The sequence below is a fragment of the Facivitalis istanbulensis genome (assembly GCF_040560405.1).
GTDB lineage: Bacteria > Pseudomonadota > Alphaproteobacteria > Sphingomonadales > Sphingomonadaceae > Sphingomonas > Sphingomonas istanbulensis.
Genome location: NZ_JAVSCQ010000009.1, coordinates 21,052 through 44,538, shown reverse-complemented (window position 1 = coordinate 44,538; position 23,487 = coordinate 21,052). Strand labels below are relative to the sequence as shown.

At 68.5% G+C, this 23,487-nt stretch carries 22 protein-coding genes; 5 read left to right on the top strand and 17 right to left on the bottom strand.

Annotated elements, in window-relative coordinates:
- Positions 1 to 11: 11 nt before the first annotated feature.
- The 13 genes from RN629_RS07795 to RN629_RS07735 form a co-directional block, all read right to left on the bottom strand.
- Positions 12 to 1,265, bottom strand: a complete 1,254-nt coding sequence (locus RN629_RS07795) for a histidine-type phosphatase (RefSeq protein WP_407034706.1) — start codon at positions 1,263 to 1,265, stop codon at positions 12 to 14.
- Complete coding sequence (locus tag RN629_RS07790) at positions 1,265 to 4,186, bottom strand: TonB-dependent receptor (protein ID WP_407034705.1); 2,922 nt, start codon at positions 4,184 to 4,186, stop codon at positions 1,265 to 1,267. The genes RN629_RS07795 and RN629_RS07790 overlap by 1 nt, the downstream gene beginning before the upstream one ends.
- 66 nt (positions 4,187 to 4,252) lie before the next feature.
- Positions 4,253 to 5,182, bottom strand: a complete 930-nt coding sequence (locus RN629_RS07785; RefSeq protein WP_407034704.1) for a FecR family protein — start codon at positions 5,180 to 5,182, stop codon at positions 4,253 to 4,255.
- Positions 5,179 to 5,688: an RNA polymerase sigma factor gene (locus tag RN629_RS07780; protein ID WP_407034703.1), complete on the bottom strand. Its 510-nt coding sequence runs from the start codon at positions 5,686 to 5,688 to the stop codon at positions 5,179 to 5,181. The genes RN629_RS07785 and RN629_RS07780 overlap by 4 nt, the downstream gene beginning before the upstream one ends.
- Before the next feature lie 135 nt (positions 5,689 to 5,823).
- Positions 5,824 to 6,711: an MBL fold metallo-hydrolase gene (locus RN629_RS07775; protein WP_407034702.1), complete on the bottom strand. Its 888-nt coding sequence runs from the start codon at positions 6,709 to 6,711 to the stop codon at positions 5,824 to 5,826.
- Between the two features lie 21 nt (positions 6,712 to 6,732).
- Positions 6,733 to 7,362, bottom strand: coding sequence for a DsbA family protein (locus RN629_RS07770; RefSeq protein ID WP_407034701.1), 630 nt, complete (start codon positions 7,360 to 7,362; stop codon positions 6,733 to 6,735).
- On the bottom strand, positions 7,359 to 8,165 hold the full coding sequence (locus RN629_RS07765) for a redoxin domain-containing protein (RefSeq protein ID WP_407034700.1): 807 nt from the start codon (positions 8,163 to 8,165) through the stop codon (positions 7,359 to 7,361). The genes RN629_RS07770 and RN629_RS07765 overlap by 4 nt, the downstream gene beginning before the upstream one ends.
- Before the next feature lie 115 nt (positions 8,166 to 8,280).
- Positions 8,281 to 8,523, bottom strand: a complete 243-nt coding sequence (locus RN629_RS07760) for a hypothetical protein (RefSeq protein WP_407034699.1) — start codon at positions 8,521 to 8,523, stop codon at positions 8,281 to 8,283.
- Positions 8,523 to 9,305, bottom strand: a complete 783-nt coding sequence (locus tag RN629_RS07755; protein ID WP_407034698.1) for a sulfite exporter TauE/SafE family protein — start codon at positions 9,303 to 9,305, stop codon at positions 8,523 to 8,525. Before RN629_RS07755 ends, RN629_RS07760 begins: the two co-directional genes overlap by 1 nt.
- The gene (locus RN629_RS07750; RefSeq protein WP_407034697.1) at positions 9,302 to 10,957 is read right to left on the bottom strand and encodes a TIGR01244 family sulfur transferase; all 1,656 of its coding nucleotides are present in this window, start codon (positions 10,955 to 10,957) and stop codon (positions 9,302 to 9,304) included. Before RN629_RS07750 ends, RN629_RS07755 begins: the two co-directional genes overlap by 4 nt.
- Before the next feature lie 20 nt (positions 10,958 to 10,977).
- Positions 10,978 to 11,394: a DUF6691 family protein gene (locus RN629_RS07745; protein ID WP_407034696.1), complete on the bottom strand. Its 417-nt coding sequence runs from the start codon at positions 11,392 to 11,394 to the stop codon at positions 10,978 to 10,980.
- Positions 11,394 to 11,834, bottom strand: a complete 441-nt coding sequence (locus RN629_RS07740; protein ID WP_407034695.1) for a YeeE/YedE family protein — start codon at positions 11,832 to 11,834, stop codon at positions 11,394 to 11,396. The genes RN629_RS07745 and RN629_RS07740 overlap by 1 nt, the downstream gene beginning before the upstream one ends.
- Complete coding sequence (locus RN629_RS07735; RefSeq protein ID WP_407034772.1) at positions 11,831 to 12,739, bottom strand: MBL fold metallo-hydrolase; 909 nt, start codon at positions 12,737 to 12,739, stop codon at positions 11,831 to 11,833. Before RN629_RS07735 ends, RN629_RS07740 begins: the two co-directional genes overlap by 4 nt.
- Before the next feature lie 93 nt (positions 12,740 to 12,832).
- Here RN629_RS07735 and RN629_RS07730 point away from each other — a divergent pair, with 93 nt between their 5' ends.
- From RN629_RS07730 to RN629_RS07720, 3 genes are read left to right on the top strand one after another with little or no spacing between them, the layout of a single operon-like run.
- Positions 12,833 to 13,450 carry a peroxiredoxin gene (locus tag RN629_RS07730; protein WP_407034694.1) on the top strand — a complete coding sequence of 206 codons (618 nt, stop codon included), beginning with the start codon at positions 12,833 to 12,835 and terminating at the stop codon, positions 13,448 to 13,450.
- Positions 13,447 to 13,827 carry an ArsR/SmtB family transcription factor gene (locus RN629_RS07725; protein ID WP_407034693.1) on the top strand — a complete coding sequence of 127 codons (381 nt, stop codon included), beginning with the start codon at positions 13,447 to 13,449 and terminating at the stop codon, positions 13,825 to 13,827. Before RN629_RS07730 ends, RN629_RS07725 begins: the two co-directional genes overlap by 4 nt.
- 11 nt (positions 13,828 to 13,838) lie before the next feature.
- Complete coding sequence (locus RN629_RS07720; protein WP_407034692.1) at positions 13,839 to 14,387, top strand: DsrE family protein; 549 nt, start codon at positions 13,839 to 13,841, stop codon at positions 14,385 to 14,387.
- A gap of 73 nt (positions 14,388 to 14,460) precedes the next feature.
- On the opposite strand, the gene RN629_RS07715 is transcribed toward RN629_RS07720, so the two are convergent.
- The 4 genes from RN629_RS07715 to RN629_RS07700 all read right to left on the bottom strand — a co-directional run bounded on the left by RN629_RS07715 (position 14,461) and on the right by RN629_RS07700 (position 20,267).
- Positions 14,461 to 14,850: a reverse transcriptase-like protein gene (locus tag RN629_RS07715; protein WP_407034691.1), complete on the bottom strand. Its 390-nt coding sequence runs from the start codon at positions 14,848 to 14,850 to the stop codon at positions 14,461 to 14,463.
- Positions 14,847 to 16,463, bottom strand: a complete 1,617-nt coding sequence (locus RN629_RS07710) for an NAD(P)/FAD-dependent oxidoreductase (RefSeq protein WP_407034690.1) — start codon at positions 16,461 to 16,463, stop codon at positions 14,847 to 14,849. Before RN629_RS07710 ends, RN629_RS07715 begins: the two co-directional genes overlap by 4 nt.
- Before the next feature lie 58 nt (positions 16,464 to 16,521).
- Complete coding sequence (locus tag RN629_RS07705) at positions 16,522 to 17,829, bottom strand: HD-GYP domain-containing protein (protein ID WP_407034689.1); 1,308 nt, start codon at positions 17,827 to 17,829, stop codon at positions 16,522 to 16,524.
- A 353-nt stretch (positions 17,830 to 18,182) separates the two neighbouring features.
- Entirely contained in the window at positions 18,183 to 20,267 is a 2,085-nt protein-coding gene (locus RN629_RS07700; protein ID WP_407034688.1) for a TonB-dependent siderophore receptor, read from the bottom strand.
- Positions 20,268 to 20,463: 196 nt separating this feature from the next.
- On the opposite strand from RN629_RS07700, the gene RN629_RS07695 reads away from it, so the two are divergent.
- Both RN629_RS07695 and RN629_RS07690 read left to right on the top strand, forming a co-directional pair.
- Positions 20,464 to 21,348, top strand: a complete 885-nt coding sequence (locus RN629_RS07695) for an endonuclease/exonuclease/phosphatase family protein (RefSeq protein WP_407034687.1) — start codon at positions 20,464 to 20,466, stop codon at positions 21,346 to 21,348.
- Positions 21,349 to 21,444: 96 nt separating this feature from the next.
- On the top strand, positions 21,445 to 23,418 hold the full coding sequence (locus RN629_RS07690; RefSeq protein WP_407034686.1) for a sialate O-acetylesterase: 1,974 nt from the start codon (positions 21,445 to 21,447) through the stop codon (positions 23,416 to 23,418).
- Positions 23,419 to 23,487: the final 69 nt, after the last annotated feature.

The following is a 23,487-nucleotide window of genomic DNA, read 5'->3' as shown; positions in this document are numbered from 1 at the left end:
GGGCGGAAGCGTCAGCGCTGCGCCTCCATCACGCGCCGTCCGAAATCCTCCAGCGGGCAGGCCATGTCGGCTTCGCTGCATCCCGGCACGAAGACCGCCGCGTTCCCCGGCACGGCGTCGCCGGTGAGGGGCGTCAACGCCCGGAGCTGGTCGAGGCCCTGCGCGATGTAGCGGACCCGGACGATCGCCTCGCCCGATGCGCGGCGCCAGCGTTCGAACACCAGCCCGCCGCCGGGTGCGGCCTGTCCCGCCGCATAGCCCGGCACCTGCCATTCCAGCCCCAGCAGACCGGCGAGCATCGTCACCGTGCCGTCATGCCCGCTCAGCACGACGATCTTCTCGGTCCCGCCGATGGGTTCGGCCGCCACGCCGCGCCCGTTGCCCGACTGCAACGTCGCCAGGATTCGCGTGGCGAGATAGCCACTGGCCTGCCGACCCACCTCCTGCGTGCGGGTGCGCAGGTCGATGCCCGCCCCGTGCACCGTCATCGCCGCTTCGATGCTTTTCGCATCGATGCCGCGCCAGCCCTTGAAGGCGAGGCCGTCGGCATAGGCCATCAACAGGCTTTCCGCGATCCCGGCGACCTGAAGCGCGGGCGAGGTCAGCGTCACGTCGCCATCCGAATCGAGCGCCATGCGGATCGGCGTGTCGGCCAGACGCCGTCTGGGCCGACGTCGCTCGGCGGGCGTGCAGGGCACGCGTTCGCACTGGAGCAGGATCGCCTCGAAGCGATCCAGTCCCGGCTGTTGCCGCCGGTCCCATCCCGCGAGATCGCCGCCGATCCGGCCCGAGATCGCCGCCAGCCGACGCGCCGGGTCCAGGCGCGCAAGCGGCGTCATCGGCGCATCGAACAGCGGATCGGGCGCAGCGGGCGACTGGTGGATAGTGGCGGGACAGTTCGGCGTCAGCCCCCTGGCCAGAGCCGTCGCCGTCGCTTCCGTCCGCTGGGTGTGGTTGGCCCAGTAATAGACCGCGCAATCCCCGTCCGCGAGCAGGCCGACCGCGCGGTAATGGCGGCGATACCAGTCGCCCAGCAACGTCACGGCGCGCGCGCCATCGTCGGTGAGATGACCGGCGGGCACCGCGAAGCGGGGCCATGGCCGGGCGCTGTATTCGCCCAGTTCCTCCGGGCTGGACATGGCGCTGCGCACGCCATGCCGCATCACGATGACCACCCGTTCGAGATGCTCGACGGGCTGGGCGGACGCAGCCCCCGACCAGAGGGCCGCGCCGACCGCGAGCCATCGTCGCAGTCGGATCGCCATCAGAATCGCGCCCTGACGCCAGCGATCAGCGTCGTGCCATAATCGGTATAGCCCGCGAAGCGATCGTCGCGGACATATTGCCACTGCCGCCCGCCGGCCAGGTTGATGCCCTGCACCACCAGCGTGACATTGGGGCGCACCGCATAGGACATGTCGAAATCCAGGCTTCCGAACGGGCTGTCGTTGTTGGCGGCCAGCCCCGCGCCACCGACATCGCGCAGCACCTTGCCGCGCCAGCTATAGCTCGTCCGCGCGCCGAACGGCCCCTTTTCGTAAAAGGCGGTGACATTGAACGTGTCGCGGGCGACATCGACCAGCGCGTCGCGCATCGTGCCGCCGCCCGCCGCGGCATAGGTGCCCTTGCTGCTGGTATGCGTATAATTGATCTGGGTGCCCAGGCCGTCAAAGGGCGCGGGCAGGGACCGGAAGAGCTGCTGATAGGCGATCTCGAACCCGCCGACATACGCATCGCCCCCGTTCTGGGGCGCGGTGAGCCGGTAATTCGCGCCGTCCAGCACGAAGTCGCGCGTCTGCTGGAAGACGAAAGTCGTGATGTCCTTGTAGAAGACCGCGCCGATCAGCGCGCTGCCGGGGGCGAAATACCATTCCGCGGTGCCGTCATATTGCCACGCCTGGAACGGGGCGAGTTGCGGGTTGCCGCCGACCGCCGTCAGCACGGTCGGGTTGGAATTGATCGTCAGCCGCGGCGCGAGGTCGGCCAGCGAGGGGCGGGTGATGACCTTGGACGCGGCGAAGCGCAGTTGCAGCCGGTCGGTCAGCTCGCCGACCAAGTTCAGCGACGGCAGCCAGTTGTCATAGTCCCGCCGGTAGCTGACCGGCACGGCGATGCGGCCATTGTCGGCATAGCCCGACGAGGTCTGGCGCGTCGAGGCGAAGCGCACGCCGACATCGCCGCGCAGCGTGATGCCGCCCAGCGGCACCGTGAAGTTCGCCATCGCATAGCCGGAGAGGATGCGCTCCGCGATATCATAGCTGTTGCGCCGGTCGCCGCGCGTCAGCGGTCCCGCCAGCAGCGAGTCCACGCCGGTCGCCGCGCCGAGAAAGGCACCGCCATTGGGCATCAGCCAGCTGCGCGGCAGGTCGCCGTCCACGCCCTTCAGAAAGCCGCTGACGGGGAAGGGATCGAAGAATCCGGCATCGAACCGCTGACCCGCGATCCCGCCCGTGAAGTTGATGTCGCGGCGGTTATAGTCGCGGTCGCGCTTCTCTGCCTTGACCCCCGCCCGCAGCGCGGTGACGATCCCGTCCAGGTCGCGCACGACGTCGAATTTGGCCGCGCGCTCATTGTCGATCGAATCGTTGACGCGATACTCGATCCGCCGGCCCGGCAGCGTGCCCGGTTGCGACAGGTCCGCCGACTGGAATTGCAGCGTCGGCAGGCGGCCACCAACCTTGCCGAAGTCGAACGCGACATTGCCGACCGGGCCGAGCAGGCGATAGCGGTAGATCGGGCTTGGCGTGTTGGACACCGCGCGGCCGATGCTGATGTCGGTGCTGACCGTCCAGCCATCGGCATGCCAGCGCCCGTTGGTGCCGATCAGCCAGTTGGAATAGCGCAGATTCGAGGTTTCGCGACCGATCTGGGTGGAGGTCTGGACGGTGCCGGCGGTCAGCACGCCGTTCGTTACGACGGCGGTGCCGGGCACCATCTTGCCGGCGGAGGTGTTCGAGAAATCGGCCGAATAGGTCAGTTCGTCATAATGGATGTTCAGCCGGCTCCACAGCGCGTCGACGTTCAGCTCGAACCGGTCGTCCGGCTTCCACTGGATCGCGCCGTTCAGGCCGATCCGCTGGCGATCCTCGCGCTCCAGCGTCGGGCGGGCGCTGGTGGGCACCAGGATGGTGCTGGAATCGAGCGTGCCGTCGCCATTCGCGTCGATCCGCCCGTCGGCCCAGCCGACGCCCGTGATGCGATCCTGACGCGTGGTCCGCTCGTCATATACGGCGCCGAACAGCGCGCCGAACGTGCCCGAGTCGTTCACCCAGTTCGCCAGCCCGGACAGGCGCGGATTGGCCTTGTGGGCGAGCAGCGGGGCGCTGACATTGGCCGACAGGTTGAGCAGCGGTTCCTTCAGGTCGAACGGGCGAAAGGTGCGAAGGTTGACGATGCCACCGATGCCGCCTTCGTCCAGGTCGGCGCGCGGGCTCTTCACGACCTCGACCGCCGATACCAGTTCGGACGGCAGCGTGTCGAAGCGGAACTGGCGGCCGCTCTGGCCACTGTCGCGCACATTCTCGTTCACCGCGACGGAGCGGCCATTCAGCGTCACCACCTGGAAATTCGCGCCCAGCCCGCGCACCCGGACGAATACGCCCTCACCCCGGTCGCGCACGATCGAGACCCCGGGCACGCGCTGCAACGCTTCCGCGATGTTCTGCGCGGGGAATTTGCCGATATCGTCGGCGCGCACCACGTCGGCGACGTTGGAGGCTTTGCGCTTCTCCTCCAGCGCGTGCGACAGGCTGCTCGAATAGCCGGTGACGACGATGTCGTCATTGCCGCCGGCCTTTGCGACCTCGGTGGCGTCGGTCGTCGGCGCGGCATCGGTCAGTGCCCCGGTGACGGTCCCGCGCGGCGTCGCGGCGACGATCATGAGCGTGCCGTTCGGCTCCTGCCGGACGCGCAGCGGATGCCCCGCGATCAGGCGCTCCACGGCGCTCCGCGCGCTCAGGCGTCCGGTCAGCGCCGTCCCGGTCATGCCGCGCACCGTCTCGGGCGCGAACAGGATGTTGACGCTCGACTGGCGCGCGACCTTCTTCAGCGCGGCGGCAAGCGGCTGGGCCGCGACGTCGATGGCGGCGGGCCGATCCTGCGCCGTGGCGGGCGAGGCGATGCAGGCACCGAGGGCGGCACCCAGCAGGAGCGTATGATACAGGCTTGGACGGTAACGGCTGGCCACGAATTCGATCCCCCCAGAAAGATGGCGGCCACCGGGGCCGCACCCTTCCGACGCATCAGCCGCCGATCACCCCACCCCTTCGGCGAGATATTTTTTCCGACCGAGCAGGATCGTCTCTCCGTCGGCCCGCACGTCCAGGCCGAGCAGCGAGGCCAGCGCCCGGGCGAGCTCGGCATTGTCGCCCAGCCGATAGACGCCGCTCACCCGCATGGCGGCGGTCTGTCGATCCGCGACCGCGAGCGGCGGGGAGGCATAGCGGTTGGCCTCTTGGACGATCTGCGCGATGGTGTCGTCGTTGAAGACACAGTGGCCGTCGATCCAGGCCTCGGTCTGCGCGGTGTCGGGGCGGTCGAGCGCCATGCCGCCGGGGCTGGCGCGAAGCCTTTCACCCGGCGTCAGGTGCCGCGTGCCGCTGTCCGTGATCACGCTGACCCGGCCGGCGATGCTGGTGACGGACAGGGCGGACCCCGCATCGCGCCGCAGGTCGAGGCGGCCCGGCGAGGCGATGATCCGTTCCCCCCCGGCCTCGACCTCGAACGGCACCGTCCCCGGCACGATCGATAGCCGCACCCGCCCTTCTTCTAGCCACAATTTGCGGTATCTCGGCCAGGCGTCGGCCGTGACGCGGCTCGCCGCATCGAGCAGCAGTTGCGATCCGTCGCGCAGGCGTATGGTGCGCCGCTCGCCGATCCCCGTCTCGTAGCGCGTGCCCGCGAACGCGGCGGAAACGCCGACAAGCGCGCTCGCGCCGGTCGCGGTCACGGCACCGATCCCCATCAGCATCCCGCGCCGCGTCAGCGCTGGGCGGCGTCGGACGGGCTGCGCCGTGCAGCTGCCCGGAACCATGTCCCACACCATGGTGACGCGCTCGAACGCGGCGGCGTGGCGCTCATCCTCTTCGAGCCATGCGCGCAGGGCCGCTTCATCCGCCGGCGAGCGATCTTCGGCATGCAGGCGGGCGATCCATTGCGCGGCCCTGCTTTCGGCGGCGTTCACCAGGTTTCTGTCCATTCTGCCAGATGCGTCATCGCTCTGGCCATGTGCTTTTCCACCGCGCTCTGGCTGATGGCAAGGCGTTCGGCAATCTCTCGATAGCTGCACCCTTCGACGCGTTGAAGCAGAAAAACCTCCCGTGTCCGGGGCGTGAGCCGGGCGACCCCTTCACGGACGCGGGCGAGTCGTTGGCGCATGATGAGAACCTCGTCCTGCGGAGGGGAGCCGTCCGCCAGGTCGGCGAAAGCCTCCTCGCTGCCGTCCGCGCCCCGCACCCGTTCGCGCCGCCATGCGTCCCGCCCCTTGTTCACCGCGGCGCGAACCAGGAACGCCTCCTGGTTGTCGGGCAGCGAGGCGCGGCTCAGGAGCGAGCAATAGGCGTCCTGCAACAGATCCTCGGCATCGGCCCGCCGCGTGCTGCGACCGATCTGGTCGAGCAACCTCGCCCACCGGCTTCGGCCCGGTGCCAGTTTCGCGGTCTTTGAGCCGATCTCGTCCGTGTTGGCCATGCGCGGGGCAACTGGCCGACTAGAGGGTCAAGTTTGTTACGACGGCGTTGCGATTTGGCGACAGGCGCGGTTTCGGACGGGTCGCCGGGGACGATGGGCAGGGCCGGCCCATCGTCCCCGGTGGCGGCGGCGCGCCTATCCGATGGCGGTGAAGCGGTTGAGCGGCAGCTTGAGAAACGCCGTGCCGCACGGTTCCGCGTCGGGCAGCCGCCCGCCACGGATATTGACCTGAAGCGCGGCGAGCATCAGGTCGGGCAGGGGGAGCGTCGCATCGCGCTTGTCGCGGGTGGTGACGAATTCTTCCTCGCCGATGCCGTCGCGCACATGGATGTTGGCGCGGCGGTGCTCCGCGACGGTGGCATGGCCGATGACCGGGCGGCCGTCCTTGCCATAATCATGGCCGACATAGGTCATGGTGTCGGGCGACAGGTCGAGGATCGCCCGGATCGATCGCCACAGCACATGCGAATCGCCGCCCGGGAAATCCGCCCGGCTGGTGCCGCTGTCGGGCACCATCAGCGTATCGTGGACGAACGCCGCATCGCCGACGACGTAGGTGATCGACGCGAGCGTATGCCCCGGCGACAGCATGACGCGCGCGTCGAGCGAGCCGATGCGGAACGTGTCGCCATCGGCGAACAGCCGATCCCACTGGCTGCCGTCGGTGGGAAGATCGGGCAGGCAGTAAATGTCCCGCCACAGCGCCTGGACCTCGACGACCTTCGCACCGATCGCGGTCCGCGCGCCCGTCTTCGCCGCCAGATAAGGGGCCGCCGAGAAGTGATCGGCATGCGGGTGGGTATCGAGCACCCATTCCACGCCCAGCCCCTTTTGCGCGACATAAGCGAGGATCAGGTCGGCATTGCGGGTCGATGTCGCGCCGGCCCGGCGGTCGAAATCGAGAACCGGGTCGATGATCGCGGCCGCCTTCGTGGCGTCATCGACGACGACATATTGGAAGCTGCCGGTCGGTTCGTCGTGGAGCGACGCGACCGTCATGCCACGATGTTGATACTCCTTCATGCCTTCATCCTTCTGCATGGGTCAGCGTGCTTCTGGCCGGGCGCGCGCCGTCGCGACGATCCGCCGCAGCGACGGCAGATCGACCGCGCCCGCCACGAGTTGTGATCCGACGATCAGGGCCGGCGTCCCGTGGAAGCCGACCGCCTCGGCGATCGCGTTGGTGCGCGCGAGCAGCGCGTCGATCTCGGCGCCATGGAGCGTCAGGTCGTGTTGCAGGCGCGGCCAGTCGACCTTGGCGCGCGCGGCCGCAGCCCGGATCCCGGCGCTGTCGAGCCGCGCCGGCGAGGACAGCAATGCCGCGTGGAACGCCGTATGGCGCCCCTGCCACTGGCTGGCGATCGCCGCGCGCGCCGCCTCTCGCGAGGCGGGGCCGAAGATCGGCCAGTCCCGATACACCAGCCGGACCTTCCTGTCCGATGCCAGAAGGCTGTTCAGGACCGGGTCCATGCGGCGGCAATAGGGGCAATTATAGTCGAAGAACTCGACGATCGTGACGTCATAGCCCGGGGTGCCGCGCTTCGGCGCGACGGGATCGTCGGTCACGGCCTTGCGCGACAGATCGGGCTGTCGTTCCGCAAGGGCCGGGGTGAACGAGAGCGTGAAGGCCAGCGCGGCCAGCGTGCTGCGGATCAGAAGATTTCGACGGTTCATCGGTGTTTCCTTGCCATGTCGATCCCGTCGGCGAGCGCGGCGCGAGACATCTCGCCGATCCGGGTTTGTACGATCGTGCCGTCGGCCGCAATGAAGATGGTCGCGGGATATCCGCCGACGGTGAAGGCGCCGCTCAACTGGCGATCGATGTCGAGGGCGACGTGTTGCGGCGCGATGCCTTCGGCGCGCAGGAATGCGGCGACCGTCCCGGGTGCCTCGCCCTGGTCGGCCAGGATGATCGGGACGTCGCTTGTTCCGGCGACCGCGTCGAGCATCGGCAACTCGCGTCGGCACGGGCCGCACCATGTCGCCCAGAGGTTGACGACGAAGGGGCGGCCACGAAACCGGTCGAGCGCCATCGGCTTACCGGCGGCATCGGCCAGCGTCACATGATCGGGAAACCGACCATGGTCCGCCGTCGGAAGAATGGTTTGCACGCCGAACCACAGCATTGTCGGGATCGCCAGCGCGCCCAGCCCGAACAGCGCGTCCCTGCCACGACCAAGGCGGATCAGCAGCATTGATGCGGCTCCCGCGACACCGGCCAGCGGTGAAAACCCACCCTGCCAGAGCGCCAGCATCGACCATGGCGCGTCGGCATAGATCGTCGCGTGCCGGGCGACATAGCCGATCCGCGCCGTGACGATCCCCGCGAGAACGATGCTGGTCGCCACGCCGGCGAACCTCGTTGCCCCCCAGCGGGCGGCAAGCGCGGCAAGGCCGAAGAAGAGCAGGATGCACAGGATCGCGATACCGCGATCGGTCGCGATCAGAATGGGGCCGATGGCGGCGGCGCCTCCCATTACGGTTCCAGCCACCGGTGCGACAGCCCCGCGCCCAGCCTTAGGCTGGCGACGCCAGTTGCCCGGATCGGATCGAACCAGCCGGGACGCTGCCGCAAGAAGTGGGCAGGGGGCATCAACGGCAGCCGGGCGTGCCGACCTTGCCGCGCAACACCCGATTGGCCCATCCGGTACAGGGGAGGATGACCGCCCCCAGGATAAAGGCGGCCGGCACCTCATGCGCCGCCAGCGGCCCGGCGCTGGCCGCGAAGGCGGACCAGTCGGTGCCGGACTGACAGGACAGGACGATGAAGGGGATGCCCAGGGCGAAGGCGAATGGCGCCCGTGCCCGTACAATCGCGTCGCGGTGACCGGGCATCAGAGCGCGCCCCAGCTGCGCCACAGCATATAGGCCGCGACCACGAAGATCAGCACCGCGAACACCGTGGTCAGCGCACCCCGGCTTTCGGCCAGTCGCCGCGCCGCCATCAGGCCGAGCAGCCCGCCAAGGATGCCGCCCAGGATGAAGACCCCTGCCAGCGGCCAGTCGACCATACCGGACCAGGCATAGTTGAGCGCGGTCGTCAGGCCGAAGGCGGCCACCGCGACCAGCGAGGTGCCGACGGCGTTCAGCATCGGCATGCGCGTCGATCCGATCAGGCCGGGCACGATCAGAAAGCCGCCGCCGATGCCGAAAAAGCCCGAGAAGACGCCCGTGACCAGTCCGAAGCCCAGCACCTTGGGCGCGTTCTCGCGGTTGCACTGCGCGCCCGGCTCGCCTTGCGCCTTGCGGCCGCGCAGCATCACGAAGCCGACCAACACCATGACCAGCGCGAACAGGAACAGCAGGCGGGTGCCGTCAAATGCCTTGCCCGCCGTCGATCCCGCGAACGCGCCGACGATACCGGCGAGCGCATACATGCCGCCGCAGCGCCACTTGACCGTACCGGCCCGCGCATGACCGATCAGCCCGGTGGCGGCGTTGGCCGCGACCGCGAAGGCGCTGGTCCCGATCGCGACATGGGCGCTCGGCACCCCGACAAGATAGACCATCAGGGGGACGGCCAGGATCGAGCCGCCCCCGCCGACCAGCCCCAGGGTGAAGCCGACCAGGCCGCCGGAAAGGGCGCCCAGCAGATATTGGATGGGCTCCAGCATCATGACGCGGCATCGATCCGGTGCGGGCGGGCGAGCAGTTCATGCCCCTTGAGCATGCCCTGCCAGTAGAGCGGTGGCAGCATCCTTTCCTTCAGGAACCAGGCGAGCCGCGTCGGGCGGGTGCCGTCGATCAGCCATTTGGGGAAGGTCGGGAGCAATTTGCCGCCATAGCCGAACTCGGCGAGAACGATCTTGCCGCGCTCGACGGTCAGCGGGCAGGAGCCATAGCCGTCATAATCGGCGACCGGGGCCTTGCCCTCCAGCGCGGCGAGGACGTTGACCGCGACCACGGGCGCCTGCTGCCGCGCGGCGGCGGCGGTCTTGGCGTTGCTGGTGGCCGCGCCATCACCCAGGCCGAAGACATTGGGGTAGCGCGGGTGGCGCAGCGTCGCCTCGTCGACGTCGATGAAGCCATTGGCGGCGGCCAGCGGGCTCTTCGCCACCCAGTCGTGCGACACCTGCGGCGGCACGACATGCAGCATGTCATATTCGCGTTCGATGGTCTCGGTCGCGCCGTCCTTCGTCTGGGCGAACGTCGCGACCCGGCGGTCCCCGTCCACGGCCACGAGATTGGACTGGAGGCGCAGGTCGATGCCGTACGCCTCGATATAGTCCATCAGCGCCGGGACATAGGTCGGGACGCCGAACAGGGTCGGCCCCGCATTGTGGAACGCGACGTCGATCTTCGGCAGGACCCCCGCCTTGCGCCAGAGGTCGCAGGACAGGTACATCGCCTTTTGCGGCGCGCCGGCGCATTTGATCGGCATCGGCGGCTGGGTGAACAATGCGCGCCCCGACCGCGTCTCCCGGACGAGCCGATGGGTGAAGGGAGCCAGATCGTAGCGATAGTTGGAGGTGACGCCGTTGCGCCCCAGCGTCTGTTCCAGGCCGTCGATCTTTTCCCACGCCAGGCGGAGCCCCGGCGCGGCGACCAGCACATCATAGGCGAGCGATCCGCCGTCCGCCAGTTCCACCAGGTTGCGGTCGGGATCGAAACCGGTGGTCGCGACCTGTACCCAGGTCACGCCCTTTGGCATGACATCGGCCTGGGCGCGTCGGGTCGCCTCCGGGCGGAACACGCCCGCGCCGACCAGCGTCCAGCCCGGCTGATAATAATGGTCCTGCGCCGGGTCGACGATCGCGATCGTCACCTTGGCATTGCGCTTCAGGATGCTGGCCGCCGTCGCGATACCGGCGGACCCGCCGCCGACGATCACCACATCGAATGCTCTGGGCGGTGCGGCCGGGCGCAGCCGGGGGGCAAGGCCCGTAATGTCATAGCCCGCCGCGCCGGCCTTGCCGATCAGGGTTTCGGGGGTGCCTTTCCCCGCCCTGGCCAGCGCCCACAGGGTCGTCGACCGCATCCCGCTTCGGCAGAAGGCGAGGGTCGGTCCGGGCAGCGTCTCGAGCGCCCGTGCCATCGCGGCGGTGTCGGCCTCGGTGGCCTTGCCCGACACGATGGGGATATGGGTGAAGGCCAGGCCGTGCCGCGCCGCCTCGGCCCGGATCGCGGCGGCGGGGAGTTGCCCCGCCTCCTCACCATCCGGGCGGTTGGAGATGATCGACCGATACCCCTGGCGCGTGGCTTCGGCCACATCCTCCAGCGTTATCTGCGGCGAGACGGCAATATCGTCATCCAGAGGCTTGAACGCCATGTCGCTATCCTGTCACTATGCTATCTGACGGGCGGCAGCAGGCGGAACAGCCCAAAGCCGATCATCATGAAAAGGGTGAAGACCAGCGCCGGGCCGGGCGCGATCGCCAGGGCGGCGATGGCCGGACCGGGGCAGAGCCCGCCCAGTCCCCAGCCGATCCCGAACAAGGCCGCGCCGCCGATCAGCCGCGCATCGATCGGGCGGGTGGCGGGCAGGTGGAACGCCTCGGCCACCACCGGTTTCTCGCGCCGCCGGACGATCCTCCACGCCACCGCCATCATCAGGAGCGCACCGCCCATGACGAACGCCAGCGTCGGATCCCAAGCGCCGCCGATGTCGAGGAACGCCCGGACCCGTGCGGGATCGGTCATGCCCGATACGGCCAGTCCCATGCCGAACAGCACGCCGCTGAAGAGCGCCACCAGAGCCTGCCGCATCATGCATTCCATCCGAGAAGGCGCAGGACCGCGACGGTCGCGAAGCCCGTGGCCATGAAGGTCATCGTCGCCGCGATCGAGCGCGGCGACAGGCGCGCCATGCCGACGACGCCATGCCCGCTGGTGCACCCCGATCCGAGCCGGGTTCCGAACCCGACGATCAGCCCCGCGACCGCCAGCACGCCCCAGGAGGTGGGGAAGTGCGACGGCGCTCCGATCAGCGCCGCGATGATCGCGGCACCGATCGGCAGGCCCAGTGTGAAGGCGATCGCGACGCCGCGTGGCGCGCCGCTGTTGGAGAGCCCGACCGCGCGCGGAAACATGCCGCTGCAGCCCGCCACCCGGCCATTCGCCAGCAGCATCAGGGCCGCCGCCAGTCCGATCAGCAGGCCGCCGATCAGGCCGTGGCCGGGCATCGCATGGGGAAAGCCCGGCATCACAGCGCGTCCAGCGGAATGCGCAGATAGCGCGTGCCGTTATCCTCGGCCGTCGGCAGCCGTCCGCCATGCATGTTCACCTGGATCGATGGCAGGATCAGCCGGGGCATCGCCAGGGTCGCGTCGCGGGCCTGGCGCATCGTGACGAAGCTGTCTTCGCTGATCCCGTCGCGGGCATGGACGTTATCCGCGCGCTGCGCCGCGACCGTGGTTTCCCAAACATAGTCCTCGCGGCCCGGTGCCTTATAGTCATGGCACAGGAACATCCGCGTCTGCGGCGGCAGGTCGAGCAGTCGCCGGATCGAGCGATGGAGCTGGCGGGCATCGCCGCCGGGAAAGTCGGCGCGGGCGGTGCCGAAGTCCGGCATGAACAGTGTATCGCCGACAAAGGCCGCATCTCCGATCACGAACGCCATGTCGGCGGGGGTATGGCCCGGGACATGGAGGGCAATGGCGTGAAGCCCGCCAATCTCGAACGTATCGCCATCGTCGAACAGCCGGTCGAATTCGGAACCGTCGCGGGCGAATTCGGTGCCAGCGTTGAACAGCTTGCCGAAGACATGCTGCACCTGGATGATTGCGCGACCGATGCCGAGCTTTCCGCCAACCCGCTGCTGCAAATAGGGGGCCGCCGACAGATGGTCGGCATGCGCATGGGTTTCCAGCAGCCAGTCGACCGTCAGATTCTCATCTTCGACATGAGCGATGATGGCGTCGGCCGAGGCAGTCGCGGTCCGGCCCGAGGCGGGATCGAAATCGAGGACGCTGTCGATAATGGCCGCCCGTCCGGTCCCGGGATCGGACACCACATAGCTGACCGTGTTCGTTGGTTCGTCGAAGAATGCCCGCACCGTCGGGGTGTGGTGTGCGGCACGGGCGCCTTCAATCTGCGAAAACGCCCGTTGCAGGAAAAGGTCGGACACTTACACCTCCATGTATGTCTATTAATGTAAGTATGTAACCGTATTGCGTCAAGCGGCGTTCGCTGGCAGGGTGGGGGCATGGAAATTCCCATCCCTCACCGACCTTTGCGTATTGGCGACCAGGCACCAACGTTCCGCGCGCGCAGCACGCACGGCGATGTCAGTCTCGACCAGTTCCGCGGCCGCTGGCTGATGCTCTTTTCCCACCCGGCGGATTTCACGCCGGTATGCACCAGCGAATTCATCGCGCTGGCGAAGGCCGCGCCCCTGTTCGCGGCGGCGGACTGTGTCCTGCTGGGCCTGTCGGTCGACAGCCTTTACGCGCATGTCGCCTGGGTGCGCGCGATCGAAGCCATGGCGGGGATCAGGATTCCGTTCCCCGTCGTCGAGGATCCGTCGATGGCGATCGGCCGCGCCTATGGAATGATCGATGCTGACGCGACCGACTCCTCCGCCGTGCGCGCCACCTATTTCATCGACCCGGATGGCATCATCCAGGCGACGAGCTGGTATCCGATGCAGGTCGGCCGCTGCGTCGACGAGATGCTACGCACGATCCAGGCGCTTCAGCGGACGGCGGACGGCAGCGTCCTGACGCCCGCCTGCTGGCGGCCGGGCGACGATGTGCTTCTGCCGCCCTCGCTGCCGTCAGACGACAGCCCCGACTGGTTCCACCGGCTGAGGCCTGATCGGTGACCCTCGACCGGGAACAGGCCACCGCGCTGGCCGAGGCGCTCAAGGCGCTCGCGCAGCCGCAGCGGTTGATGATCCTGTCGGTGCTGCTCGGTGGCGAGCGGTCGGTCGGCGAGATCGAGAGCGTGACCGGGATCGGCCAGCCCGCGCTCAGCCAGCAACTTGCCGAATTGCGCCGCGCGGACCATGTCACGACCCGGCGCGAGGCGCGGCAGGTCTATTACAGCGTCGCGGGCGAACAGGTCGAAACCCGCCTGCGCGCGCTGTTCGCCGCGCTGGGGATCGCGGTGCCGGGCAGCAGCCCAGGCGCCGTGATGCCCGATTCCGCCAGCGGCCGGTCCCGGACCGGGGCGGCGACTTTTGCGCGCATAGGATCATGAGGAGTTGGTGCATGTGGACCCTGTTGAAGCTTGTCGTGGCCGGCGGAGTCCTGCTGGCCGGAGGCGGGACGGCCATGGCCGCTGATCCGCGCCATCCCGTCGTGCAGGGCTATGGCGCGATCTCGCCCATGCCCGATGCCAAGGAGCGTCCCGACCACGCACTCCGCTACCGCGTGCTTTTCAGTGTCACGAAGGCGCCATCCGCGCCCGATCAGGCCAATCCCGGGCTGGAGAAGGTTGCGCGCTTCCTGAACCTGCTCGGCGCGGATGGCGTTCGGCCGGCGCCGGGTGATGTCGCTGTCATCATCTACGGTCCGGCCACGCTCTCGGTGATGACCGATGCGGCCTATACCGATCGGACCAAGGCCGCGCGGAACCCGAACCTGCCGCTGATCGCCGCGCTGCGCGCCGCCGGGGTTTCGGTCCGGGTGTGCAGCCAGGCGCTGGTGGGCAACAACATCGCCCCGGCGACGGTCGACAAGGGGGTGGAGATCGACGTGTCCGGGCTGACCACGATGGCGACGTTGCAGCTTCGCGGCTGGGCGCTGATCCCGGACTAGGATCGATCGGCGTCGGATCTGTTCCGCCGCGCCGGAATGACCCATGGCACGGCGACGCGGGCGGATCGGGCCGTCATAGCGGTTGTCGCAGGCTCGCCTTGGCCAGCGCGATCCCGGCCAGATTCTGCGTCCGGCGGATGTGGCGCAGCCGCAGGCGACCGGGCGGCGGCGGCAGGTCGCACCACGCGCGGTGCAGCGCGCGGCAGGATGGGGGAACGCGCACCGTCCCCTGCGCCTGCGCGATCACCGCCGCCGCATCGCCGAGCAGCAGCGCGTCAGTGAGCCCTTCCTCGATCACCAGCCGCGTCGCGGCGATCAGCGCCAGCCATTCGGCCGCCATGCTGCCGCCCGGTCCCAGTCCGCGCGCGAGCCGGGCGCGCCCGCGCAGCACCACCGCCCATTCCATGCCCGCGGGTAGCGGCCGCAGGCCGCCGTCGAAGAACAGCTTGACCGGGCCGCTCATCCCGCCGCCATCTGCCGGGCGACGGCCTCTGCCGCCTTGATCCCGTCGACCGCCGCCGACAGGATGCCCCCGGCATAGCCTGCGCCTTCGCCTGCCGGGTAGAGGCCGAGGGTGTTCAGGCTCTGCCCATCCTCGCCGCGTGTGAAGCGCACGGGCGAGGATGTGCGCGTCTCCACCCCGGTCATCACGACATCGGGATGGTCATAGCCCTCGATCTGCTTGCCAAAGACCGGGATCGCCTCGCGCATCGCCGCGATCACGAAATCGGGCAGGCACAGTGAAAGGTCGGTCGGCGTCACGCCGGGGCGATAGGAGGGGAGGACCGTCCCCAGGCCGGTGGAGGGCCGTCCGGCCAGGAAGTCGCCGACCCGCTGCGCCGGAGCCTTGTAGTTGGAGCCGCCCGCGACGAACGCCTGTTCCTCCAGCGCGCGCTGGAGCGTGATCCCGGCCAGCGGGTCGCCGGGATAGTCGCGTTCCGGATCGATCGCGACGACGAAGCCCGAATTGGCGTTGCGCTCGTTGCGCGAATATTGGCTCATCCCGTTGGTCGCCACGCGCCCCTCCTCGGAGGTGGCGGCGACCACCGTGCCGCCCGGGCACATGCAAAAGCTGTAGACGGTGCGGCCGTTCGAGCAGTGGTGCGAAATGTGATACTCCGCCGCGCCCAGGATCGGATGCCCCGCCTGATGCCCGAAGCGCGCGCGGTCGATCCAGCTTTGCGGATGTTCGATGCGCACGCCGATCGAAAAGGGCTTGGCCTCGACGAAGACGCCTGCCGCCTGGAGCATCGCGAAGCTGTCGCGCGCGCTGTGCCCGATGGCCAGCACGACATGATCGGCCTCCAGATAGTCGCCGCCGTTCAGGTGCAGCCCGCGCACCCGCCGTTCGCCCGATCCGTCGGTTTCGACCTCCAGCCCGTCGACGCGGGTGGAGAAGCGATACTCGCCGCCGAGCTGCTCGATCGTCGCGCGGATGCTCTCGACCATGGTGACCAGGCGGAAGGTGCCGATATGCGGATGCGCCTCGGTCAGGATCTCGGGCGGTGCGCCCGCCTTGACGAACTCGGTCAGCACCTTGCGGTTCAGATGGCGCGGGTCCTTGATCCGGCTGTAGAGTTTGCCGTCCGAAAAAGTGCCCGCGCCGCCTTCGCCATATTGGACGTTGGATTCGGGGTTCAGGACGCTGCGCCGCCACAGGCCCCAGGTGTCCTGGGTCCGTTCGCGCACTACCTTGCCGCGTTCCAGGATGATCGGGCGATAGCCCGCCTGGGCCAGGATCAGCGCAGCGAACAGGCCACAGGGGCCTGCGCCGATCACCACCGGCCGCCTGCTCCCGTCGCGCGGCGGATTGGGCAGGGGGTAGCGGGTGTCGGGCGTCTTCTGGATGTCGCGGTCGCGCCGGAAACGGGTCAGTACCGCCGCTTCGTTCTTCAGCGTGACGTCGACCGAATAGACCAGCTGGATATTGGCCTTGTCGCGCGCATCGGCGCCGCGCCGGGCAATGGTAAAGCGGATCATGTCGCGCGGGGTGATGCGCAACCGGCGGCAAATGGCCGCAGGGAGCGCCTCGTCCGGGTGATGGAGAGGCAGTTTCAATTCACTAAGGCGGATCATGGCGTCGCGCCATACAGCGTCCCGCGCCGATCCGCCACGGCGCGGAACGCCCGCCGCGTCAGCCGAGTGCGCGGCGGCGCTCGACCTCGGCAAAGGGCGCGCGCGCGGCCGCGGAATCCGCCATCATCTCGCCGAGCAGTCTCGGCCATTCCTCGCCGAACCAATAGGCGCCGCGTTCGCTGCGCAGGATGGGATCGTCGGCGGTGGCGATGTCCTCGGCCATGATCCGGCGCTGGTCGGGGACATCGAAGAATATGCGGACCACCGGCGTCTGCGGGCTGTCGCCCTCGCGCACCACCACGCCCAGCCGGTTGGAATGCAGCCGCACCAACGCGCCATAGGGCTGGATGCCCAGGCTGGCGATGAGCGCGTCGAGCATCGTCGCGTCGAAATGGCCGTGCCATTCGGCCATCTGCGCCAGCGCTTCGTGTGGCGACCAGCCACTTTTATAGGACCGGATCGAGGTGATCGCGTCATAGACGTCGCACACCGCCGCCATGCGGACGAAGCGGCTCAGTTCGGGGCCTTTCAGTTCGTCGGGATAGCCGGTGCCGTCCATCCGTTCGTGATGATGGCGGCACACATCCAGAATGCGCGGGTCGAGATCGTCGATGTCGAGCAGCATGTGATAGCCCAGCACCGGGTGGCGGCGCATCTCACGCAGTTCCTCGCGCGTCAGCGCGCCCGGCTTGTCGACGATCGCGGCGGCGATATGGGTCTTGCCGATATCATGCAGCAGGCCCGCCATGCCCGCGACATGGATGTCATCGTCGCTGAATCCCAGATGCCGGGCAAGGCCCATCATCATCGCGCCGACCGCGACCGAATGGACATAGGTGTGCCGGTCCTGTGTCTTCAGCCGGGTGACCGCGATCATCGTCGCATTGCCGCGAACGGTGGCGCGGGCGATGTCCTCGACCATGGGCATCAGGTCGCAGGTGCGGATCGCCTTGCCCAGCCGCGCTTCGCGAAACAGCTCCGCGACGGAGGCGGCGGTCCTGGCGGCGGTGGCGTGTACCCGTTCGACCTCGGACAAGGGCTTGCGTCGCCGGGCGCGCTTTGGCGTGGTGTTGGTCGTGATGGCGATCGGCGCGGCCGGCGGATCGATCGGTATTTCCGCCGGCTCGGGAATGCATTCCCCGGTGACGGGTGTCACCATCGGGCCGCGCCCGCGCGACAGGTCGATGGTGGCATGCGGCACATGCTCGCGGATCTGATCGCGATCCCGATCATGGGTGATCAGGAAGCTGTTGCGCCAAAAGGGATTGTCCAACCACGAGCAATGAAGCGCATGGACATACATGCCGTTTTCGACCTGTCGTCCCTCGATCTTGATGTAGCGTTTCTCGTCCTTGTGGTCGGTCATGCCTCGATCATAGCGGCAGGGCCGTAAACAGTTGGTTGCGCGGGCGGAGGCCGCTCGGCCGCCGCGCGGATGACGATGCCATCCGGCCTCCGGCGGCAGATCAGGCCCGCCGGGCGACACCAGCGATCCAGCGGGGTCGACAACGGCTCGCGGACCTTTCGATCACCGCCATAGGGGTGAAAGCGCGCATTGCGACCACGCGTATTGATCGGGCGATGCCGGTCGCAAGGGCGATCGGCGCGGAAGGGGGGGGCATTGCCTCGTCCGCTCCCAGGGGAGGTGGAGGGGGGCGAACACCCCTCCGACAGGCCCCCGGCCTGCTGCCCCAGACGGCCGGGGGAGGATCGATGCGGTCAGAATCGGCCGCGCAGGGTCACGCGGACGTTGCGCGGCGTGCCGGGCATGGTCCAGACATTGGCGTAGCTGCTGCTGACATAATAGGTGTCGAACAGATTCTCGAGGTCGAGCCGGACGTCGAACTTCTCGGTCACCCGCCAGGTCGCATCGGCGCGGACCAGAGTATAGGCGGGCAGGCGATAGCCGGTGGCGAAGGGATCGCCGTTGCGCGCGCCGACATGGCTGAACCCGCCGCCGATCGTCACCGCCCCGATCGCCTGATGCACGTCGAGCGCGGCCAGATGCCGGGGCACGTTGGACAGCATCGTGCCGATCAGTGCCGGATCCTTGTCGTTGCGCACCGTGGCATCGGTATAGGTGTAGGTGCCCGTGACCTTCAGTCCGCCACGCAGCGACAGGTCTGCCACCGTCTCCACGCCCTGCGAACGCTGTCGGCCGATCTGGGTCTTGACGAAGGGGTCGGTGGCATTGGGGTTGAGGACGTTGCGCTTGGTCATGGTGAACAGCGCGGTCTGGCCGGTCAGCGCGCCGCCGAAGAGCGTGTATTTCGCGCCGACCTCGGTCGAATCGCTCTTTTCCGCGTCGAAGCTGCTGACGCCGTCCGACGGGTTGAGGCGCAGCGACTGGCCCCAGCTGGTGAACAGCGACAGGCCCGGCGTCACGGCCCAGGTCAGCGCGGCGCGCGGGGTCAGCCCGCGATCGACCGTCTCCAGCGTCAGGTTGCCGCGCAGATGATTGACCATTGTCTCGCGGAAATTGTTCCAGCGCAGGCCCAGCAACAGGGTCAGATTGCCGCGACTGACCAGATCCTGGGCATAGATGCTCTCGCTGCGATAGGAATGATGCCGGTCCTGAAAAGGCGTCGGGGTGGGCAGGGACTGGCCATAGACGGGGTTGAACGCGTCGATGGGCAGGATCGGCGCGCCGGGCCGCCCCCGCGCCTGGTCCATGCGGAAATCCATGCCATGCCGTACCCGGTCGACGCCCAGCCGTAGGTCGTGCGACAGGCCCAGCCAGTTGAGCTTGGCGGTCAGCTCGGCGCGGGCGGACAGGTCCTCCCAGTCGAAATCATGATAGCGGCGCGACCGGCCGATCGTGCGGCCATCGGCCTGGAGGCCGCGCCCGCCGAAATCGGGCTGGGTCGAAAAGCCGCGCAGATGCCCGTCGCGCTGCGACAGTCCGGCTTCGAACGATACCCGGTCGGACAGCGCGGCGAACAGGCTCGCCTGCTGCCACAGCATCTGCTGCTCGACCCGGCCGTCCGCCGGTTCGCCGAGATAGGTGTCGCGGCCCATCGCCCGCGCATTGCCGCCGATCGCCACCACGCCGCGATCGATCGGCGCGCGGTTGCGCATGAACTCGGCCTGGTAGAGCAGGCGCAGATCCTTGCCGGGCGCGAACGAGATCGAGGGGGCGAGCAGCAGCCGGTCGGTGTGGACATAATCGCGATAGCTGTCGGCCTTTTCGGTCACGCCGATCAGTCGGACCGCGAGCGTGTCGGTGACGGGGCCGCTGACATCTCCCGTCGCGCGCAGCCGGTTCCAGCTACCATAGGACAGGGTGACTTCACCTTGCGGCCTGGCGGTCGGCGTCTTGGTGACGATGTTGAGCGAGCCGCCCGGTTCGCCCAGTCCCGACAGCGCGGCGGCGGCGCCCTTCAGGAATTCGAATCGCTCGACCGTCGCGGTGTCGATCGGCGCGTTGAAGCCCAGATTGCTGCTGAAGCGATTGATGAGGATGTCCGGGCCGCTATTCTCGTTCCCGGCAAAGCCGCGAATCGAATATTTGTCCCACAATCCCCCAAAATCGTTCTGCCGCGCCACGCCGCCCGCCAGATCGATCGTGTCGTCGAGTCGCGTCGCGCCCAGCCGGTCGATCAAGGTCCGATCGATGATGCGCAGGCTTTGCGGATAGCGGGCGGCGGGTACGTCGCTGCCGGTGATGCTGGCACTGGCTTCGCGTAGGCCGGAGACGATGATGTCGCCCCTGTCCGCCTCGATCGCGGTCGTGCTTTGCGCGTGCGCCGTCTGGCCCAGCGCGCTTCCGGCCAGCACCATGGCATGCCACAATAGTTTCGACATCGGACGCCCCCCCTGACTTCATACGCGCATCGAATGCGATGCGGGGGCGCCATTATCGATAATGATAACTGTTCTCAATCATAATCTCGTCGCTGTAATGATCCTGCCACGCTCCTTCGCCATGGACCGGCGCCCCAGCGCCCTCGTGTCGGGCCGGAAAATATGTGTGAACGCTATCGGTGGTGAAGGGATGGATATGATCGGAGCATGGCGTGCGGTGGGACGGCTGACGATGGCAGCGGTCATGCTGCTGACCCCGTTGGTCGCGGCGGCCGATCCACAGCCGGTCCTGCCGTCCGTTCCGCTGAAGGTCATGACGTTCAACGTCCGCTATGCCTCGGATGACGGCGCGGAACGCTGGGCGGCACGGCGGCCGGTGATGGTCGAACTGCTCCGGCGCGCCGCGCCCGATCTGATCGGCACGCAGGAACTGCTCCAGCGGCAGGGCGACGACCTGGTTCGCGCGCTGCCCCAATATCGCTGGTTCGGGCGCGACCGGCGCGGCGGGCACGGCGACGAACATATGGGAATCCTTTATCGCATCGATCGCCTGACCTTGATCCGCCATGGCGATTTCTGGCTGTCCGATACGCCCGACCGGGTGGGTAGCCAGAGCTGGGGCACCGACCTGCCCCGCATGGCGAACTGGGCCGTGTTCGAGACCAGGGGCGACAGGCCGCGCCGGTTCCTGTTCATCGACACCCATCTGGCCCATCGCGACCAGGATGCGGAGGCGCGGAACCGGGCGGCCCGGCTGATCCTGTCGCGCCTGCCCGCATTGGCGCAAGGATTGCCGGTGGTGCTGGCGGGCGACATGAACGCGCGACCCGACAGCGCCGCCTATCGCACGCTGGCCGGTGCGATGACCGATGGCTGGACCAGCGCGACCCATTGCACGGGTCCGGCCCTGACCTTCCACGACTTCACCGGCACGCCCGATCGCCGCATCGACTATCTGTTCCTGCGCGGGTTCAAGGCGGATGCGATCGCGACCGATACCTATCACCGGGGCCGGATCTATCCGTCCGATCACTTTCCGGTCCGCGCGACCCTGTCCTTCGACACGGTGAAGCGTCCGTAACCTATTTGCGATAGCGTTATCATTTTGGCGATCCTATGCTGCCGCGACAGCCGGACCCCGCATGACGGGCGGCGTGAGGAGCATAGGAGAGAGATGATGCGAAGGGGGCAATCACGGTCCGGCACCGGACGGCGTGTGGGTCTGGCGCTGCTGCTGGGGACGGCGGCGGCATGGCCGGTGATGGCGCAGGCGCGGCCGCGCATCCTGACCCCGATGAGCGCCCATGCCGTCCTGCAACGCGACCGTCCGATCATCGTCGAGGGGGCGGCGGATGCGGGCGAGCGGATCGCCGTCACGCTGGGCGAGGGCCGCGCGACTGTGACCGCCGACCGGCAGGGCCGCTGGCGCGCAACACTCCCCGCGATGGCGGCGTCCACCACGTCGCAAAGCCTGACCGCGACCGGGCGGGACGGGGTGGCCGACCGGATGGACGACCTGCTGATCGGCGATGTCTGGCTGTGTTCGGGCCAGTCCAACATGGAATATCCGACCAAGGCGGCGCTGGGCGGCGAGGGGCTGGTCAGGGGATCGGCGAACGACCGCATCCGCCTGCTCGACGTGGCGCATCATGTCGCGCTGTCCCCGGACGAACCGCTGGCCAACCGCCCCGTCTGGGCCGCCGCAGCGCCCGCCACGGTCGCGGATTTCTCCGCCGCCTGCTATCTGATGGTCAAGGACCTCGCCGCCAAGGCGAACGTGCCGATCGGCGCGATCGATTCGAGCTGGGGCGGGACCAAGATCCTGCCCTGGGTCGCGGCGACCGATGCGCGCAAGCTGCCGGGGCTGGCCGCCGATGCCGATCTGCTGGCGCTCTATGCCCGCGACCATGCGGCGGGGCTTCGGGCGTTTGGGGATCGCTGGGGCCAGTGGTGGCGCAAGGCGAGCGGCGACGCGTCGGGGCAGGAGCCGTGGAACGCGCCCGACCGGCTCTCATGGACCGCGGTTCCCAAGTTCGGCCCCTGGGAGGAATGGGGTGTGCCCGCGCTTGCCGACTATAACGGGCTGGTCTGGTTCCGACAGGGCTTCGACCTGCCGGGCGCGCCCACCGGCGACGGGACGATCGAGCTGGCCGGGATCGACGAACTCGATACCGTCTGGATCAACGGCGTGCCGGTCGGTGCAACCTTTGGTTGGGGAGACTGGCGGCGCTACACCGTGCCGCGCGCGGCGTTGAAGGCCGGGCGAAACGAGATCGTCGTGGCGCTGGGCGACACCTATGGCCCGGGCGGGATGTTCGGCCCGGCCGACAGCATCCGGTTCACCCCCGCCGGGCGAGCACCGATCCCGTTGGGCACGGGCTGGCGCTACTCGGTCTACAAGCGCGACGACCAGCGCTATCCGCGCGCGCCCTGGGAAAGCCATGCGGGGCTGGGCACGCTCTACAACGGCATGATCGCGCCGCTCGGGCCGATCGGGTTGAAGGGCGTCGCCTGGTATCAGGGTGAATCGGATGTCGGCCTGACCAGCTATGGCGACCGACTGGGCGCGTTGATGACCGGGTGGCGGCGGCAGTTCGGCGATCCGACATTGCCCTTCCTGATCGTCCAGCTCGCCGATTTCGGCGCGCCGCCGGTGAAGATCGGGGAGAGCGGCTGGGCGGCGTTGCGTGAGGCACAGAGGCTGGCGGTGCTGCGCGACGAACACGCCGCGCTGGCGACCGCGATCGATATCGGTGTGCGCAACGACATCCATCCGGCGGACAAGAACGAACTCGCCAAACGGCTGGTCTTCGCCCAGCAGCATCTGGCGGCGGGCGACCGCGCCGCTGCATCCGGTCCCATGATCGCCTCAGCGACGCGGGCCGGGGGCGGTGTGGTGCTGCGCTTCAATGGCGTGCAAGGCGCGCTGCATGCGTGGAGCGCGGCGGCCCCCATCGGGTTCGAGCTGTGTGATGCCCGTGCCTGTCGCTACGCCGAGGCGACGGTGACGGGCACGGAGGTCCGGTTGGCGGGGGCGCAGCCGGGAGACATTCGGGTGCGCTATGCCTGGGCGGATGCGCCGGTCGTCAACCTCTATGACGAAGCCCCGCATCCGGTCGTGCCGTTCGAGGCGGCGATCTCGGGGAACTGACCGCGACACCCGCACCCTTCCGACGCGATAGCGGGCGGGAAGGGTGAGGGTGTCGGGAGCCATACCGCC